Origin of the sequence: Actinophytocola xanthii (assembly GCF_001921205.1) — a bacterium.
Taxonomy (GTDB): Bacteria; Actinomycetota; Actinomycetes; order Mycobacteriales; family Pseudonocardiaceae; genus Actinophytocola; species Actinophytocola xanthii.
In genome coordinates this window covers 1-13663 of sequence record NZ_MSIE01000007.1, presented here as the reverse complement: position 1 = coordinate 13663, position 13663 = coordinate 1, and the positions used below count along the sequence as shown (strand labels likewise).

Below are 13663 nucleotides of genomic sequence, written 5' to 3'. Positions count from 1 at the left end.
AGGGGAGTCGATGCGGAGACCGCCGCCCCTGGTCACCGACGTCGCCCTGGGTGCGGGGGTGGCCGTGCTGTTGCTCACCGCCGCCTGGCTCGGCCTGGGCCCGGCCGGGGTGCCGAACGCCCGCCCGGTCGACCTGGTGACGGTGGGGCTGGGCCTCGTGCTCGCCGGCGCGCTCGGGGCGCGGCGCCGCCACCCGCTGGCGGCGCTGGTCGTCCTCAACGCCGCCACGGCCGCGTGGCTGCTCGCCGGCTGTCCCGGGCGGCTGGTGACGCTCGTACCGATGATCGGGTTGTACACCGTCGCCGCGCGGCGGGGCTGGCGCCAGGGTCTCGCCGCGGCCGCGGTGACCGCCCTGACCATGGTGCTGATCGCCCTGACGACCGACCTGACCGTGGTCGGCGCACCGCCTCCCAACCCGGAGCTCGTCCTCCTCGCCTACCTCGCCGGCATCGCCGTGCACTACCGGCGCGAGCTCACCGCGGCCGTCGGCCGCCGGCTCGCTCGCGAGGCCGAGGCCCGCGAGGAGCAGGTCCGTCGTCAGGCCGCCGAGCAGCGGCTGCGCATCGCCCGGGAGGTCCACGACATCGTCGGCCACGCCATGGCCACCATCAGCGTCCAGGCCGGGGTCGCCCTGCACGTCATCGAGCAACGCCCCGGCCAGGCCGTCGAAGCCCTGACGGCCATCAAGAAGATCAGCGACGAGGGCCTGGCCGACATCAAGTCGATCCTCGTCGCGCTGCACACCGGCGACCCGACCGACGCGCCCACGTCCCCACCGACCGGCCTCGCCCAGCTCGGCCCGTTGCTCGACGCCACCAGGGCCGCCGGCCCCGAGATCGAGCTGACCGTGCGCGGCACGCGGCGGCCGCTGCCCGCCGCGGTCGACCTCGCCGCGTACCGGATCATCCAGGAAAGCCTCACCAACGTGCTCCGCCACGCCGACGCCAGTACCGTCCACCTCGACCTGGACTACCAACCCACCCAGCTGGCCGTCCACGTCCGGGACAACGGCCGCGGCGTCGCCACCGCGGACGGCGATGCGCACGGCGATGGGCACGGCGATGGGCACGGCGATGGGCACGGCATCACCGGCATGCGGCAACGAGTCCTCGCCCTGTCCGGACGGCTGACGGCCGGCCCTCGGCCCACGGGCGGGTTCGAGGTCCACTGTGAACTGCCCACCGCCGACCACCCCGTGGACCGACCATGACCGCCGTCCCCGTCCGCGTTCTGATCGCCGACGACGAGGCCCTCGTCCGCGGCGGCTTCCGCGTGCTCATCGACACCGAACCGGGCATGACGGTGGTCGGCGAGGCCGCTGACGGCGCCGAGGCCGTCGAACTCACCCGCCACACCCGCCCCGACGTCGTGCTCATGGACATCCGGATGCCCGGCGTGGACGGCCTGAGCGCCCTGCGCCAGATCACCGCCGACCCCGACCTGGCCGCCGTGCACGTCCTCGTCCTCACCACGTTCGACCACGACGAGTACGTCATCGACGCTCTCGACGCCGGCGCCAGCGGCTTCCTGGTCAAGAACACCAGTCCCCGGCAGCTGCTCGACGGCATCCGCATCATCGCCGGCGGCGAAGCCCTGCTCTCCCCGGGGCTGACCCGCAGGCTCGCCGCTCGCCTCGCCGCCCGGGCCGAACCGCCCCGAGCCAACCCCGACGTCCTCGCCCAGCTCACCGACCGCGAACGCGAGATCGTCGCCCACGTCGCCCACGGCATGACCAACGACGACATCTCCGCCGCCCTGCACATCAGCCGGGCCACGGCCAAGACCCACGTGAGCCGCGCCATGACCAAGCTCGGCGCCCGCGACCGCGCCCAGCTCGTCGCCCTGGCCTACCGCCACCGCCTCGTCCACCCGCCACCACCCTGACCCGGCGGGCCCGGTCCCTGTGCTGTGTACGCTGCGGCCGACGAGCTCATGGAAGGTGACATGTTCTCTATCTCCCTCGGTGCGGACGGCGCCGAGCTGCGTTCCCTCGAGCCGTGGCAGGCCGAGGAGTTTCTCGCCAGCATGGACCGGGGCCGGGATTTCGTCGGCCGGTTCATCGGGCTCGCCGACGCCGTCACCGATCTCGAGTCGGCCCGGGCGCTGCTCCGCGGCTACGCGGACAAGGCCGCGGCCGACACCGGGCGGATCTGGGGTACGTGGGTGGACGGGACCCTGGTCGGCGGCGTCCTGTTCCGGACGATGGACGTGCCGAACGGCAACGCCGAGGCGGGTTGCTGGCTGGAGCCCGCGGCGGCGGGGCGAGGCCTGGCCACCAGGGCGGCCCGGGTGATCATCGACTGGGCGATCCGGGAGCGGGGCATCCACCGCGTGGAGTGGCTGGTCTCCTCGGAGAACGAGGCCAGCATCGCCGTCGCCCGCCGCCTCGGCATGACCAGGGACGGGGTGCTGCGCGAGTACTTCCCGCACCGCGGGCGACGGTACGACGTCGAGGTCTGGTCGGTCCTGGCGCCGGAGTGGCGAGCCGCCCAGGACGCGTCCTAGCGCTGGTCGGCGGCCAGGTCGGGCAGGGCGCGGGCGACCTCGGCGGGGGAGGGCATCCCGGCGATCTCCGCCGCCACCGAGCGGGCGGCGTCGCGGTGGGGCCGGCCGGCGCGGCCGAGCAGCGCACCGGTGCGTTCGGCGATGGCGTCCGCGGTCTGGTCCTCGGGCGGCAGGTGCAGCCCGACGCCGGCGGCGGTGAGCGCCTCGGTGTTGGCGAACTGGTCGGCGCCCTGGGGCAGGAGCAGCTGCGGCACGCCGGCGGCGAGAGCGCCGAGGGTGGTGCCGCTGCCGCCGTGGTGCACGACGAGGTCGACGTGCGGGACCAGCTCGGCCTGCGCCACCCACCGGTGCACGGTGACGGTCCCGGGCAGCTCGCCGAGCTCGGCCGGGTCCACGCGACCGGTGGTGACGACCACCCTGGCGCCGAGCGCCGCCACGGCCTCGGCGGCGGTGCGTAACAGCTCGGCGGTGCCGAAGGCCGTTCCCAGCGTCAGGTAGACGAGCGGGTGGTCGGCGGTCGGCACCGCCGGTCCCGGTTCGGAGTAGGGCACCGGGCGCAGCTCGACCCGTTCCGCGCCGGTCAGGAAGCGCTCGTCCTGCAGGGATGGCGGGCAGATGTCGACGTGCGGGCGGCGGGGTGTCTCCGCGGGGCGCTCGAGGCCGATCCCCTCGGGGAACATCCGGCCGAAACCGTGCCAGAGGTGGGGTACCCCCGCCCGCTGGGCCGCCACCGCGGCCCCGGGCAGGCCCCACCCGTGCACGACGAGGTCGGGCCGCAGCCGGGCGAGCTCGGGTTCGAGGTCCTCGGCGTAGATCTCGTAGAACGCGTCGGCGGGGCGGAAGGGCGCCAACGCGTTCGCGGCCAGGGCCGGATGCACGGCCTCGCCCGCCGCGAAGTGCACCTCGTGCCCTGCCTCCCGGGCGGCGACCGCGAGCGGGATCAGCGGGTAGGTGTGGCCGACCGAGCCGGGGCTGGCGAACAGGACGCGCATGAGATCAACATACGGCTCGGCGGAACGCGGCCCGGTAGCTGTTCGGGTTGGTGCCGACGACCCGCCGGAAGTGCTCGCGGAACGCCGTGGGCGAGCCGAACCCGACCTCGCCGGCGATGCGGTCGACGGTGTGGCCGGTGGCCTCGAGCAGGTGTTGGGCGCGGCGGACCCGGGCCCGGTTGAGCCAGCGCAGCGGGGTGGTCCCGGTCTGCTCGCGGAAGTGCCGGTTGAGCGTGCGCGTGCTCATGCCCGCGTGGGCGGCGATGTCGTGCAGGCTCAGGTCGCGGCCGCAGTTGTCGCTCACCCAGCGCAGTACGGGCTCCAGGACCGATCCCCGCGGCGTGGGCGGGTTGTCGTCCACCACGAACTGCGCCTGGCCGCCCTCGCGCTCCAGCGGCATGACCGAGAGCCGGGCGGCGTCGGCGGCCACCGCGGAACCGTGGTCGCGGCGGATCAGGTGCAGGCACAGGTCCAGCCCCGCGGCCGCGCCGGCCGAGGTGAGCAGCTGTCCGTTGTCCACGTACAGCACGTCGGGGTCGACCTGGACGGCGGGGTGGCGGCGGGCGAGGGCCGCGGCGCCGCGCCAGTGGGTCGTCGCGCGCAGGCCGTCCAGCAGCCCGGTGGCGGCGAGGACGAACGCGCCGGTGCAGAGGGAGGCGATCCGGGCGCCGCCGGCCGCCGCGCGACGCAGGGCCTCGAGCACCGGCTCCGGCACCGGGGCGGTGGGGTCGGCACAGCCGGGCAGGACGATCGTGGCCGCGTCGGCCAGGGCGTCCAGCCCCCACGGCGCCCGCAGGGTGAAGGCCCCGGTGTCCACGGTCGGCGTGGCGGCGCAGATCCGGACGCGGTAGGCGGGGGCGCCGTCGGTCAGCCGGACGCGGGTGAACACCTCGATCGGCGTGGACAGGTCGAACGGGATGACCCCGTCCAGGGCGAGGACGGCCACGGTGTGCATGGGACCACCGTAGGCGCGCCCGGGTTGGCGAGAACCCGCCGGTTCCTGTCCCGCCGGCCGCTCCCGGTCCCGGCCGGAAGCTCCTAGCGTCGGCGGCGCCCACGGTCCACACCCGACACCGGAGCGCCATGACCATCCTCGTGCCACTGCTGATCGGCCTCGCCTACGTCGTCCTCGCCTCGCTGCTCCGCGAGCCGCACCGCCGCCAGGTCAACGCCGTGATGGTCGCCGGCGCGGGCGCGGCCTACCTCAGCGGCGGCGGCTTCGGACCGTGGGAGTTCGCCTTCACCGCCGTCGTCACCTACTGCGCCTACCGCGGCCTCGACTCCTGGAGCTTCATCGGTGTGGCGTGGCTGCTGCACACCGCGTGGGACGTGGCCCACCACCTCAAGGGCAACCCCATCATCCCCTTCGCCGAGCACTCCTCCCTGGGCTGCGCCATCTGCGACCCGGTCATCGCCGTCTGGTGCCTCGCCGGCGGCCCCTCGGTCACCGACCTGTTCGTGCGCAGCCGCCGCCCACGGCTTTAGCTCACCGACCAGCTACCAGCTGAGGGCGGACGTAGGGGATGAGGTAGCGGAGGGCTTGTGCGGCATGGACGGCGGCCGTCTCGTGATGGCGGTCATCCTTGTCCGGATCGGCGCGGTCGGCGATACCGCGGAGTACCAGCCAGCCGAGAGGGCCTCCTGACCGTGTCGTGGTGTCGTGGCAGAACTGGCTCAGCCCGCCCGCCTCCATCTCGACCGCCAGTGTCTTGTCGTTGTAGTCGTTGAGGTAGCGGCGGATTTCGTCGTCGGCGTCGGCAATCACGGCCTCGCCGGAGCCGATGACACCGTGGTGCACGCGGAAGGACTGAGCGACACCGCGACCGGGCAGAACCGCAGGCTCGTCCGCAGCGATGAAGAACGCGTTCACCGAGTGAGTGATCTCGTTCGGCGCCTGCAGTTCCTGCCCCCGCCGGAGGATACGACCCGGGAGGAGCTTGCGGCTCTCGTAGAACACCACCCGCGTGGCGAGAACGACGTCATCGATCGCCACGTCGCCGTGGATAGCCCCGCCGATGCCGACCAGGGCGACGACAGCGGGGGAGTACCGGTCCCGCAGGTTCGTCAGCGCGGCCATGATAGGGCGTTGGCCCTGCCCAGTGGGTTGGGTGGCCACCAGTTTTGTGGTTCCGCCGGGCACGTCGAGTTGCCCCGTATAGAAGCGCTGCCCGGTGGAGCCGTCGTCGGTGAGCTGGAGGACGTCCAGTACGGCTCGTGTCTCCGCGGGCAGGACCGTGACGATCCCGAAGTCCCACTCATCCGGCCGCAGAGCCGAGGAGCTCTCGCGGCCGTCGTGTCCCACGTAGACGGTGGCCTGTTCGCCCAGAGCGGAGTTGGTGAAGGTGTTGGTGCCACCGAGATTGATCACCCCGCGGTTGTCCGTCGTGCCGTTCATGTCGCCTTCTCCCTCGCTGCCGCCTGGATCTCCTGTGCTGCTCCAACCATGGCCTTGGCCGAGGCGCCGAGCGCCGAGTTAAGGAACGTGTTGACACCGCCCATGTTCAATGTCCCGCTGTTGATGATGTTGGTCGCCTGTCGCTCGAACGCAGAGGTATCGACGTCGTGCTGAGCGAGAAAGTCCATCGCCGCCTTGATGATGCGTTGTTCGATGATCTTCATGTGGTCGTAGATCGCTGTGCGGTCCAGCTCAGCCCTGTGCCAGCCGTCGGCGACGGCTTCTCTCACGACCACCCGCGGGCCGACCGGCACGCCGCGCCGCGGCCTCCGTGTCCTGTCCTTCTTGGACCACACGGCGCCCGCCAGTAGACCTGGCGTCTCCAGGAGGTGCCAGGAATGGAAAACGTCCTTGGGCACGTTGCCCAGGGCGCGAAAGGCGGACCGGACGATCGCGGTCATTCCGTGTTCGGCATAACGGTCGACCACGTGGAACCGTTCGTTCGTCCTCGTCAGCGCGCACGTGCCGACGTCGAGGCTCAGGCAGCGCCCCTTGAGGGAAACGCGAATGAACACGGTGGTGACCAACTCGCCGCCGGCGATGGGCACACTGGTCTCGAGGAAGTGGTGGGCGAGGGCCAGCGGGTTGTCGATGATTCGCCGGATCGTGAACGCCAGGTCGTCGCCGAGCAGCTGGCGGTTTGCGGAGAGGTCCGTGTCCGCGACGTAGAGGCGATCGCGCACCCGCAGCCCGGGGAGACCCTCGTTGCCGGCGTCATGGGTGAGCTGCTCGAGGGCGCCCTTCAGATGGTTGACCAGCTCGTGAGCTTGGAAAGGCGGCGTGCTGTGCTCCCGCTGCGCCAACCCCACCGCGGTCGCACCCAGGTCTCGTCGGAGTAGCTGGATCGTCATCGGTGGCAGCCACCGGTTGACCAGGGCGCCGGCTCCCACAAAAGGCGACGGCGCCTTCTGCGGCTCGGTCAGGAGATCCAGCGGGTCGACGTCACTTTCGGTCGGCGGCCGGCGGTAGACGACACACGGATGGTCCTGCTGTTCGTCGATCGTCTTCTCCCGGCGAGTAAGGGTTCGGGGGCGAAGGGACCCGGCGCTTTGGTTCGCGTTGAGCTGGAGCTGGCGAAGCACGCCGACGACCACGGCACAGGACATGATCACTCCCGCCAGGAGAACCGTCTCTGGGAACGTCGCTCCCAGCGAATCGCCGGTGCGGCTCGCCACGACCGGTGGCCCGACGGCGAGTGCGACACAGGCCACGGCCTGCACCTTGAGGCGCAACTTGCCTCTGTCCTTGCGTTCCATGTCCTTGAACCGGCCCCGCCGCTCCGGCCGCTCCCGCCATCGCTCCGCCTCGTCCGTGACGCGGAGGCGAAGTAGATCGAGCAGGTCACGGCCGGCCGAAAGCACCAGAAGATAGACCGAGAACACGCACAGCAGGGTGAGCACTGAGACCACCTGATGTGTCAGTAGACCGGCCAGCAGCGTGGCGACTATGGCGACGTGCAGTGCCAGATCGAGCGCCCAGGCGCGCCAGGCATGTCGGACCACTGGTACGAGATCGAACCCGTAGGACGGTGCCACCCTCCGCCGAGGGTCGTTGTGGACCTTCCGGATCACCAGGTTGCGGAAGGATCGGTCCAGGTACACCCCAGTACAGAGATGCCGGGTGGCGGACAGTTCCTCGTGCTGGTCCGGCTCGGGCTGGGTGCCGTCAGGCAGCACGTTCAACGATGCGGTCATCGCTCCCCCAAGGAGCCCTGATAGGTTCGGGTCAGGTCGACCTTAATTGGGTCCGCGACTTAAAGTCAATACGACCTTTAGGGGTGTGCATGGGGCGCGGGCGAGCCGTGGTGTCGCTCACGGTGGACTTGGTGATCTTCACCGTGCGGGCGGAGCAGCTGCAGGTGCTGCTGGTGGAACGGGGCAACGAGCCCTTTCGGGGCCAGCTGGCGCTTCCCGGGGGGTATCTGCGTGGGGCGGAGACGTTGGAAGAGGCGGCAGTTCGGGAGCTGTGGGAGGAGACCCAGCTGGATGGAGCGCGGCTGCATCTGGAGCAGTTGCGGACCTACAGCGACCCGCGCCGGGACCCGCGCGGCCGGGTTGTCACCACCGCCTACCTGGCACTCGGTGCCGATCTGCCGACTCCGAGCGCGGGCACCGATGCGAAAGAGGCGTCCTGGATGCCTGTGCGAGATGTTCTCGAGGAGGGGTTCCTGGCCTTCGATCACGGCGTGATATTGCGAGACGGCTTGGAGCGCGCGCGTGCGAAACTCGAGTACACCAGTATCGCGACGGTCTTCTGCTCCGAGCCGTTCACGATCGGCGAGTTGAGGCGCGTGTACGAGGTGATCTGGGGGATTCCGCTTGATCCGAGCAACTTCCGTCGCAAGCTCACTCGGGCGGAAGGCTTCCTTGAGCCGACGGGTAAATTTCGTACGTCCACCGTGGGACGGCCGGCCGCATTGTACTCTAGGGGCTCGGCGCCACTGCTGATGCCGCCTTTCCTTCGGGCGCAGGAGAACTCCCTGCCGAGTGCCGGAACGTGACCAGTGTTCTGTGGAAATCGGGGAATCCCATTGAAGTCACTCTGACCTTATTATAACTTAGGGTCATGAGTGATAACTTTCGGTCATCGTCCTTGTGTGCTGCCGTAGCGGCAGACGTGGTGTTGTTCACGAAGCGCGGCGATGTGCTCTCGGTCCTGGCGGTGGAACGGGGTAAGGAGCCGTTCCGCGCCGCGTTGGCCCTTCCCGGGGGCTTCGTCGAGCCGGGGGAGGTGCCGGTTTCGGCGGCGGTGCGCGAGTTGGCCGAGGAGACAGGACTGGCCATCGAGGCGACGCGCCTGTGTCAGTTCGGGTCCTATGACCGCCCGGGACGGGACCCCCGTGGACACGTGATCAGCGAGGCCTTCCACGGTTACGTCCCGGGAGCGCCCGACGTGGTGGCCGACGATGACGCACAAGCGGCCCGCTGGGTCCCGCTCGGCGAGTTCCTGTCTTCGGCCGCGGTCGTTGCCTTCGACCACCAGGACATCGTGGCCGCCGCTGTGCTCGCCCGGTTCGACTGGCACTACCCGAGGTCTGTGCCGGGTCCACGGCAACCGTGAGCCAGCTGCGCACTCTCGAGGAAGCACCGCCTCCCGGACTTCTCGACACTGTGGGCAGTCCGCCACCTCGGTGGCCAAGGAGGGTTGAGGAACATGGGAACGCTTCTCACGGTGCTGCTGCCGGCGACGCTGGCGGTGGTCATGCTCGGGCTCGGGTTGACGTTGCGGCTCGCGGACTTCACGCGGATCGCGACCGCGCCCAGGGCGGCGGTCATCGCGTTGGGCTGCCAGGTGGTGGTGCTTCCGGCGGTCTGCTTCGGGTTGGTGAAGCTCGTGGGCCTGCCGCCGGTCCTGGCCGTGGGCATGATGATCCTCGCCGCCTCGCCGGGCGGCACGACGGCCAACCTGTTCAGCCACCTCGCCCGTGGGGATGTGGCGCTGAACATCACGTTGACCGCGCTCAACTCCGTGATCGCGGTCGTCACGCTGCCGCTGGTCGTCGGCCTGTCGGCGGCTCACTTCCTCGGCGACGGGGCCGACATCGGGATGCAGCCGGCGAAGCTGGTCCAGGTCTTCGCCGTGGTCCTGGTTCCGGTGGCGCTGGGGATGTGGCTGCACCGGCTGTTCCCCCGCTTCACCGAGCGGATGCGCGGACCGGTCAGGAAGCTCTCCGCGGCCGTCCTGGGGCTGATGATCGTCGCGACCATCGTCCAGAACCGCGAGACCATCTTCAGCAACATGACCACGGTCGGCGGGGTCGCGCTGGCGCTGTCGGTGCTCAGCTTCGCCATCGGCTACTGGGCGCCGCGGCTGGCCGGGGTGAGCGGGCCGCAGTCGATCGCCTCGGCCATGGAGATCGGCATCCACAACGCCGTGCTGGCCATGACGGTCGCCGCGTCGGTGTTCGGCAGCACGGAGATGGCCATCCCCGGTGCCGTGTACGGGACGGTCATGTTCCTCCCGGCCACGGTCTGCGCTGTCTACTTCGCACGAAAGGGCGCCGCCGCGACCAGGACCCCGGCCGCGGCGCCCCGGCAGGGCCAGCCGGTCGGCTGACCGTCCACACGCGACCTGCGGTCCGGCTCAGGCCAACGCGGTGGCGATGCCGAGGCTGTCCTCGTAGATGTGGTACCGGGTGACCAGCCCGTCCTCCACCGTGACGTGCAGTGCGAACGGGGAGCTGTAGGACCGGCCGTCGGCCCGTACGGTCTGCCGGAGGTGGCCGAGGACGACCGCGTCCGTCCCGTCGACCAGGATGCGGGTCACCTCCGCCGCCGCCTTCTCGGCCACGTGGAAGGCGTTCAGCTCGCGGAAGTGGTCGGCCACGTCCGCGCGGGTCGAGCGGGGGCGGATCCAGGGAACAGCCGGATGACCCTCGGCCGGCCAGGCCAGCTGCCAGTCGACCTCGTCCGCGAACACCGCCGCGATCTGGTCCGGGTCGCCCTCGGCCAGGCGGGTGAGGAAGGCCGCGACGGTGCCGCGGGTGTCGGGCGGGGTGGTGGTGGGTCCCATGCGGGCGACGGTAGGGGGTTTCCCTGACAACGGCTGTCAGTGAGTGGTCCGGACCGTCGCCATCATCGCCATGTCCTCGTGCTCGAGGTTGTGACAGTGCATGACGAACCGTCCGGTGTAGTCGGTGAAGCGGACCGCGATGTCGACGACCTCCGCGGGGCGGATGTCCACGGTGTCCTTCCATCCGGCGTCGGCCGGGCCGGGGTCGCCGCCGTCGCGGGCCAGGACCTGGAAGGGGTCGAGGTGGACGTGCACCGGGTGGTGCACGTCGGTCACCAACCGCCAGACCTCCACCTCGCCGAGCCGGCTGTCGGCGTGGCTGTCGTCGGGGTGGAAGGACCTCCCGTTGATCGTCCAGCCGGTGTGGTCGTCGACCGCGCCGCGGCTGAACCTGAACGTGCGGCGCCGCGCCCCGGGCGGCACGACCAGCCGCTCGACCTCGGCGAGGCGGTCGGGTACCCGGCTGTCGTCGGGGGCCCGGCGGACCACGCGGAAGCGCATGACCCTGTCGGTGCCGCCGGCGCCCAGCCCGTTGACCATCGTCACTTCGGTTCCGACCGGCAGCACCGAGAAGTCCACGACCACGTCGAACCGTTCCGCCGGCGCCAGCTCGACGGCGTCGTGCGACACGGGCGCGGCGAGCAGGCCGCCGTCCGACCCGATCTGCGTCAGCGGCAGGTCGGGGCCGCCCGGCACGCTCAGCGCGAGCCGGTAGCGGCGCGCGTTGGACGCGTTGAGCAGGCGAAGCCGGTAGCGGGCCGCGTCGATCTCGTGCACCGGCCACGGGGCGCCGTTGACCAGCACGACGTCCCCGAGCACGCCCTCCATCCACTCCTCCCGCACCCCCGGCAGCGAGCGCATGGCCTCGTCGAAGGCGGGGTAGGCGAACGAGCCGTCCTCGGCGAAGGCGCGGTCGCAGATCATCAGCGGCAGCTCGCGCTCCTCCCGGGGCAGCGGCAGCTCGTCCTCGACCTCGTCGCGGACCAGGTGGAACCCGGCCAGGCCCCGGTACACCGCGGGACCGGTGAAGTCCATCCGGTGGTCGTGGTACCAGAGCGTCGCGGCGCGCTGCTCCATCGGGTACCGGTAGTCCCGCTCGCCCCTGGCGACCTCGCCGCGCATCCCGTGGTGCGGCGTCCAGTCCCGGTCGTCCCCGGCCGGCAGGACGAGGTCCAGCGGCCAACCGTCGTGCTCGTGCGGGGTGTGCCCCCCGTGCAGGTGCACGACGGTCGGCACGTCCAGCTCGTTGCGGTGCCGCACGACGAGCGGCCTGCCGCGGCGGGACTCGATCGTCGGTCCCGGGAAGATCCCGTCGTAGCCGAGGACCGGCGTCCGCGTGCCCGGGAGGATTTCGACGTGCGCGCGGCGCTGGGTGATCCGGTACAGCTCGGCGCCGCTCCGGTCGGTCCCCACCGGCCGCGCCACCGGCGGGATCGGCAGCGGCACCCGGAACGGTCTCGGCAACGGCAGCCCGCTCGCCAGCCGTTCCCCGGTCTGGCCGACGGTGTCCACGCCACATCCGGCCAGTGCGGCGCCCGCCGCGGCGCCGCCGGCGAGCCCCAGGAACGAACGGCGGGAGAGGCGGCTCACCGGGCACCCCCGCGCGGACGGGCGGCGGAGGGGGACCAGACCCACACCGCGAGAACCACCGTCGCCGTGGTCACGGCGACCCCGAGCGGGATGTGTACCTGCAGCACGCGCGAGTACCCCAGGCCGGTCTGCAGGCCGGCGGCGAGGAACAGCAGCACGACGGCGGGCAGCACCCAGAGCCGGCCCCGGCGCACCAGGTAGACCGCGGTCGCCGCGACCAGCACCAGACCGAGCGCGGAAAGCGTCGAACCGACCACCCCGTGCACGGCGATCGCGTCGACGTTCCCGGTGAGGAACAGCCCCGCGAGAACGGGCTGGGCCAACACCATCACGAGGTACACCGTGACGGTGATGCGTAGGGACCACAGTGAGAGCCCGGGCCCGCGTCGGGCTCGCACAGGTCGAACGAGTGTTTTCACGCACCGGACACTATAAGTAGACAGACTACCTATACATCAGGGATTCCCCTGATCCACGTGTCGTGTTCCGACCAGGACGGTGAGTAGAGTGCCTACCTGTGCGACCAGCAGCAGTCCGTGGCCACCTCGACGCGCTGATCCTCGCCGTGCTCGAGGACGGCCCGCGTCACGGCTACGCGATCATCGAGGCGTTGCAGGCGCGCAGTGGCGGTGCGCTGGACCTGCCCACGGGCACGGTCTACCCCGCGCTGCGCCGGTTGGAGAGCGCCGCGCTGCTGTCCGGGACGTGGAGCAGCGTCGGCGGCCGCGAGCGGCGCACCTACGCGCTCACCCGCGCCGGCAGGCACGCGCTGGCCCGGCAGCGCGCGGAGTGGAGCGAGTTCAGCTCGGTCGTCGACGCGGTGCTGCGTCCGGCGGGCGGTGCCACATGAGCACGGCGGACCCGATCGACAGCTATGTCGCCGCGCTCGAGCGAGCGCTGCGTGGTCCCCGCCGTGCCCGCTGGTGCATGGTCGCCGAGGCGCGGACGGGCCTGCGGGACGCCGCGGCGGCCTACCGGGCCGGCGGGCTGTCGCCGGAGCAGGCCGCCGAGCGCGCGGTTCGGGACTTCGGGCCGGTGAGCGAGATCGCCCCGTTGTTCCAGGACGAGCTCGTCGCCGCACGCGGACGATGGTCGGCCGCGCTGCTCGCCGTGGTGTTCCCGGCGATGCTGCTCGGCTGGGATCTGCTCTGGTCGAGCGGGGCGGTGAGCAGGGAGCCGGCCCCGGCGCAGGACCTGGTCGCCTCGCTCGCCGCGCTGCAGGACGTGCTGACCGCCGTGGTGGCGCTGGTCGCGCTCGCCCTGCTCGTGGTGACCTTGCGGCGCACGGTGCCGCCGCGCCCGCTGGCCAGCGTCGTCGGGGTCACCGGCACGGTGGGTGCGCTGGTCTGCGGTGGCAACGCGGTCGCGATGAACGTGGCCGGCGGGCAGTCCACGCTCACCCTGCTTGCCACGAACCCGACCGCGTGCGCGGCGTTCGCCGGCAGCGCCGCGGTGCTGGTGCTGCTCGTCTGGCAGTCGGTCCGCACCCTGCGCGTCGCGAGGACGGCCGCACCGCTGGGATGACCCCCCACGCCGCGACCGCCGGTCACCGTTGCGGTGACCGGCGGTCGCGGCGTGCGGTCGTGTTCAGCGCAGCCAGGGGTTGTGG

16 protein-coding genes are annotated in these 13663 nt (G+C 71.5%); 9 read left to right on the top strand and 7 right to left on the bottom strand.

Features of this window, described 5'->3' with window-relative positions; translation table 11 throughout:
- The first annotated feature begins 10 nt into the window (after positions 1-10).
- From BU204_RS05540 to BU204_RS05530, 3 genes are read left to right on the top strand one after another with little or no spacing between them, the layout of a single operon-like run.
- Positions 11-1210 (top strand): sensor histidine kinase, encoded by a 1200-nt coding sequence (locus BU204_RS05540; RefSeq protein ID WP_075124459.1) that lies wholly within the window; start codon positions 11-13, stop codon positions 1208-1210.
- Positions 1207-1884, top strand: coding sequence for a response regulator (locus tag BU204_RS05535; protein WP_075124458.1), 678 nt, complete (start codon positions 1207-1209; stop codon positions 1882-1884). Before BU204_RS05540 ends, BU204_RS05535 begins: the two co-directional genes overlap by 4 nt.
- Positions 1885-1944: 60 nt before the next feature.
- Positions 1945-2505, top strand: coding sequence for a GNAT family N-acetyltransferase (locus BU204_RS05530; RefSeq protein ID WP_075124604.1), 561 nt, complete (start codon positions 1945-1947; stop codon positions 2503-2505).
- On the opposite strand, the gene BU204_RS05525 is transcribed toward BU204_RS05530, so the two are convergent.
- Positions 2502-3497: a glycosyltransferase gene (locus tag BU204_RS05525; RefSeq protein ID WP_075124457.1), complete on the bottom strand. Its 996-nt coding sequence runs from the start codon at positions 3495-3497 to the stop codon at positions 2502-2504. The two genes, BU204_RS05530 and BU204_RS05525, sit on opposite strands and share 4 nt — an antisense overlap.
- 4 nt (positions 3498-3501) lie before the next feature.
- Entirely contained in the window at positions 3502-4452 is a 951-nt protein-coding gene (locus BU204_RS05520) for a GlxA family transcriptional regulator (RefSeq protein WP_075124456.1), read from the bottom strand.
- Positions 4453-4580: 128 nt separating this feature from the next.
- Here BU204_RS05520 and BU204_RS05515 point away from each other — a divergent pair, with 128 nt between their 5' ends.
- Positions 4581-4982 (top strand): DUF6010 family protein, encoded by a 402-nt coding sequence (locus BU204_RS05515; RefSeq protein ID WP_075124455.1) that lies wholly within the window; start codon positions 4581-4583, stop codon positions 4980-4982.
- A 1-nt stretch (position 4983) separates the two neighbouring features.
- Here BU204_RS05515 and BU204_RS05510 read toward each other — a convergent pair whose 3' ends face one another.
- Entirely contained in the window at positions 4984-5892 is a 909-nt protein-coding gene (locus BU204_RS05510) for a 5'-methylthioadenosine/S-adenosylhomocysteine nucleosidase family protein (protein WP_075124454.1), read from the bottom strand.
- Positions 5889-7646, bottom strand: a complete 1758-nt coding sequence (locus BU204_RS05505; RefSeq protein WP_083661014.1) for a hypothetical protein — start codon at positions 7644-7646, stop codon at positions 5889-5891. The genes BU204_RS05510 and BU204_RS05505 overlap by 4 nt, the downstream gene beginning before the upstream one ends.
- A 131-nt stretch (positions 7647-7777) precedes the next feature.
- Here BU204_RS05505 and BU204_RS05500 point away from each other — a divergent pair, with 131 nt between their 5' ends.
- The 3 genes from BU204_RS05500 (at position 7778) to BU204_RS05490 (ending at position 10008) form a co-directional block, all read left to right on the top strand.
- The gene (locus BU204_RS05500) at positions 7778-8452 is read left to right on the top strand and encodes an NUDIX hydrolase (RefSeq protein WP_332888569.1); all 675 of its coding nucleotides are present in this window, start codon (positions 7778-7780) and stop codon (positions 8450-8452) included.
- Between the two features lie 65 nt (positions 8453-8517).
- Entirely contained in the window at positions 8518-9012 is a 495-nt protein-coding gene (locus BU204_RS05495) for an NUDIX domain-containing protein (protein ID WP_083661013.1), read from the top strand.
- A gap of 93 nt (positions 9013-9105) precedes the next feature.
- Complete coding sequence (locus BU204_RS05490) at positions 9106-10008, top strand: bile acid:sodium symporter family protein (RefSeq protein ID WP_075124452.1); 903 nt, start codon at positions 9106-9108, stop codon at positions 10006-10008.
- Between the two features lie 27 nt (positions 10009-10035).
- On the opposite strand, the gene BU204_RS05485 is transcribed toward BU204_RS05490, so the two are convergent.
- The 3 genes from BU204_RS05485 to BU204_RS05475 are packed head-to-tail and all read right to left on the bottom strand — an operon-like array spanning position 10036 to position 12386.
- A complete protein-coding gene (locus BU204_RS05485; RefSeq protein WP_075124451.1) occupies positions 10036-10464 on the bottom strand; it encodes a nuclear transport factor 2 family protein in 429 nt (142 codons plus the stop codon).
- 36 nt (positions 10465-10500) lie between these two features.
- Positions 10501-12054, bottom strand: a complete 1554-nt coding sequence (locus BU204_RS05480) for a multicopper oxidase family protein (protein WP_075124601.1) — start codon at positions 12052-12054, stop codon at positions 10501-10503.
- On the bottom strand, positions 12051-12386 hold the full coding sequence (locus tag BU204_RS05475; RefSeq protein WP_158073398.1) for a hypothetical protein: 336 nt from the start codon (positions 12384-12386) through the stop codon (positions 12051-12053). The genes BU204_RS05480 and BU204_RS05475 overlap by 4 nt, the downstream gene beginning before the upstream one ends.
- A gap of 185 nt (positions 12387-12571) precedes the next feature.
- Here BU204_RS05475 and BU204_RS05470 point away from each other — a divergent pair, with 185 nt between their 5' ends.
- Positions 12572-12904 (top strand): PadR family transcriptional regulator, encoded by a 333-nt coding sequence (locus tag BU204_RS05470; RefSeq protein ID WP_075124449.1) that lies wholly within the window; start codon positions 12572-12574, stop codon positions 12902-12904.
- Complete coding sequence (locus BU204_RS05465; RefSeq protein ID WP_075124448.1) at positions 12901-13578, top strand: permease prefix domain 1-containing protein; 678 nt, start codon at positions 12901-12903, stop codon at positions 13576-13578. The genes BU204_RS05470 and BU204_RS05465 overlap by 4 nt, the downstream gene beginning before the upstream one ends.
- Positions 13579-13663 lie beyond the last annotated feature (85 nt).

Coding starts and splice junctions, on each gene's coding strand:
- BU204_RS05540 (WP_075124459.1), top strand. CDS start 11: ATGCGGAGACCGCCGCCCCTGGTCACCGACGTCGCCCTGGGTGCGGGG.
- BU204_RS05535 (WP_075124458.1), top strand. CDS start 1,207: ATGACCGCCGTCCCCGTCCGCGTTCTGATCGCCGACGACGAGGCCCTC.
- BU204_RS05530 (WP_075124604.1), top strand. CDS start 1,945: ATGTTCTCTATCTCCCTCGGTGCGGACGGCGCCGAGCTGCGTTCCCTC.
- BU204_RS05525 (WP_075124457.1), bottom strand. CDS start 3,497: ATGCGCGTCCTGTTCGCCAGCCCCGGCTCGGTCGGCCACACCTACCCG.
- BU204_RS05520 (WP_075124456.1), bottom strand. CDS start 4,452: ATGCACACCGTGGCCGTCCTCGCCCTGGACGGGGTCATCCCGTTCGAC.
- BU204_RS05515 (WP_075124455.1), top strand. CDS start 4,581: ATGACCATCCTCGTGCCACTGCTGATCGGCCTCGCCTACGTCGTCCTC.
- BU204_RS05510 (WP_075124454.1), bottom strand. CDS start 5,892: ATGAACGGCACGACGGACAACCGCGGGGTGATCAATCTCGGTGGCACC.
- BU204_RS05505 (WP_083661014.1), bottom strand. CDS start 7,646: ATGACCGCATCGTTGAACGTGCTGCCTGACGGCACCCAGCCCGAGCCG.
- BU204_RS05495 (WP_083661013.1), top strand. CDS start 8,518: ATGAGTGATAACTTTCGGTCATCGTCCTTGTGTGCTGCCGTAGCGGCA.
- BU204_RS05490 (WP_075124452.1), top strand. CDS start 9,106: ATGGGAACGCTTCTCACGGTGCTGCTGCCGGCGACGCTGGCGGTGGTC.
- BU204_RS05485 (WP_075124451.1), bottom strand. CDS start 10,464: ATGGGACCCACCACCACCCCGCCCGACACCCGCGGCACCGTCGCGGCC.
- BU204_RS05465 (WP_075124448.1), top strand. CDS start 12,901: ATGAGCACGGCGGACCCGATCGACAGCTATGTCGCCGCGCTCGAGCGA.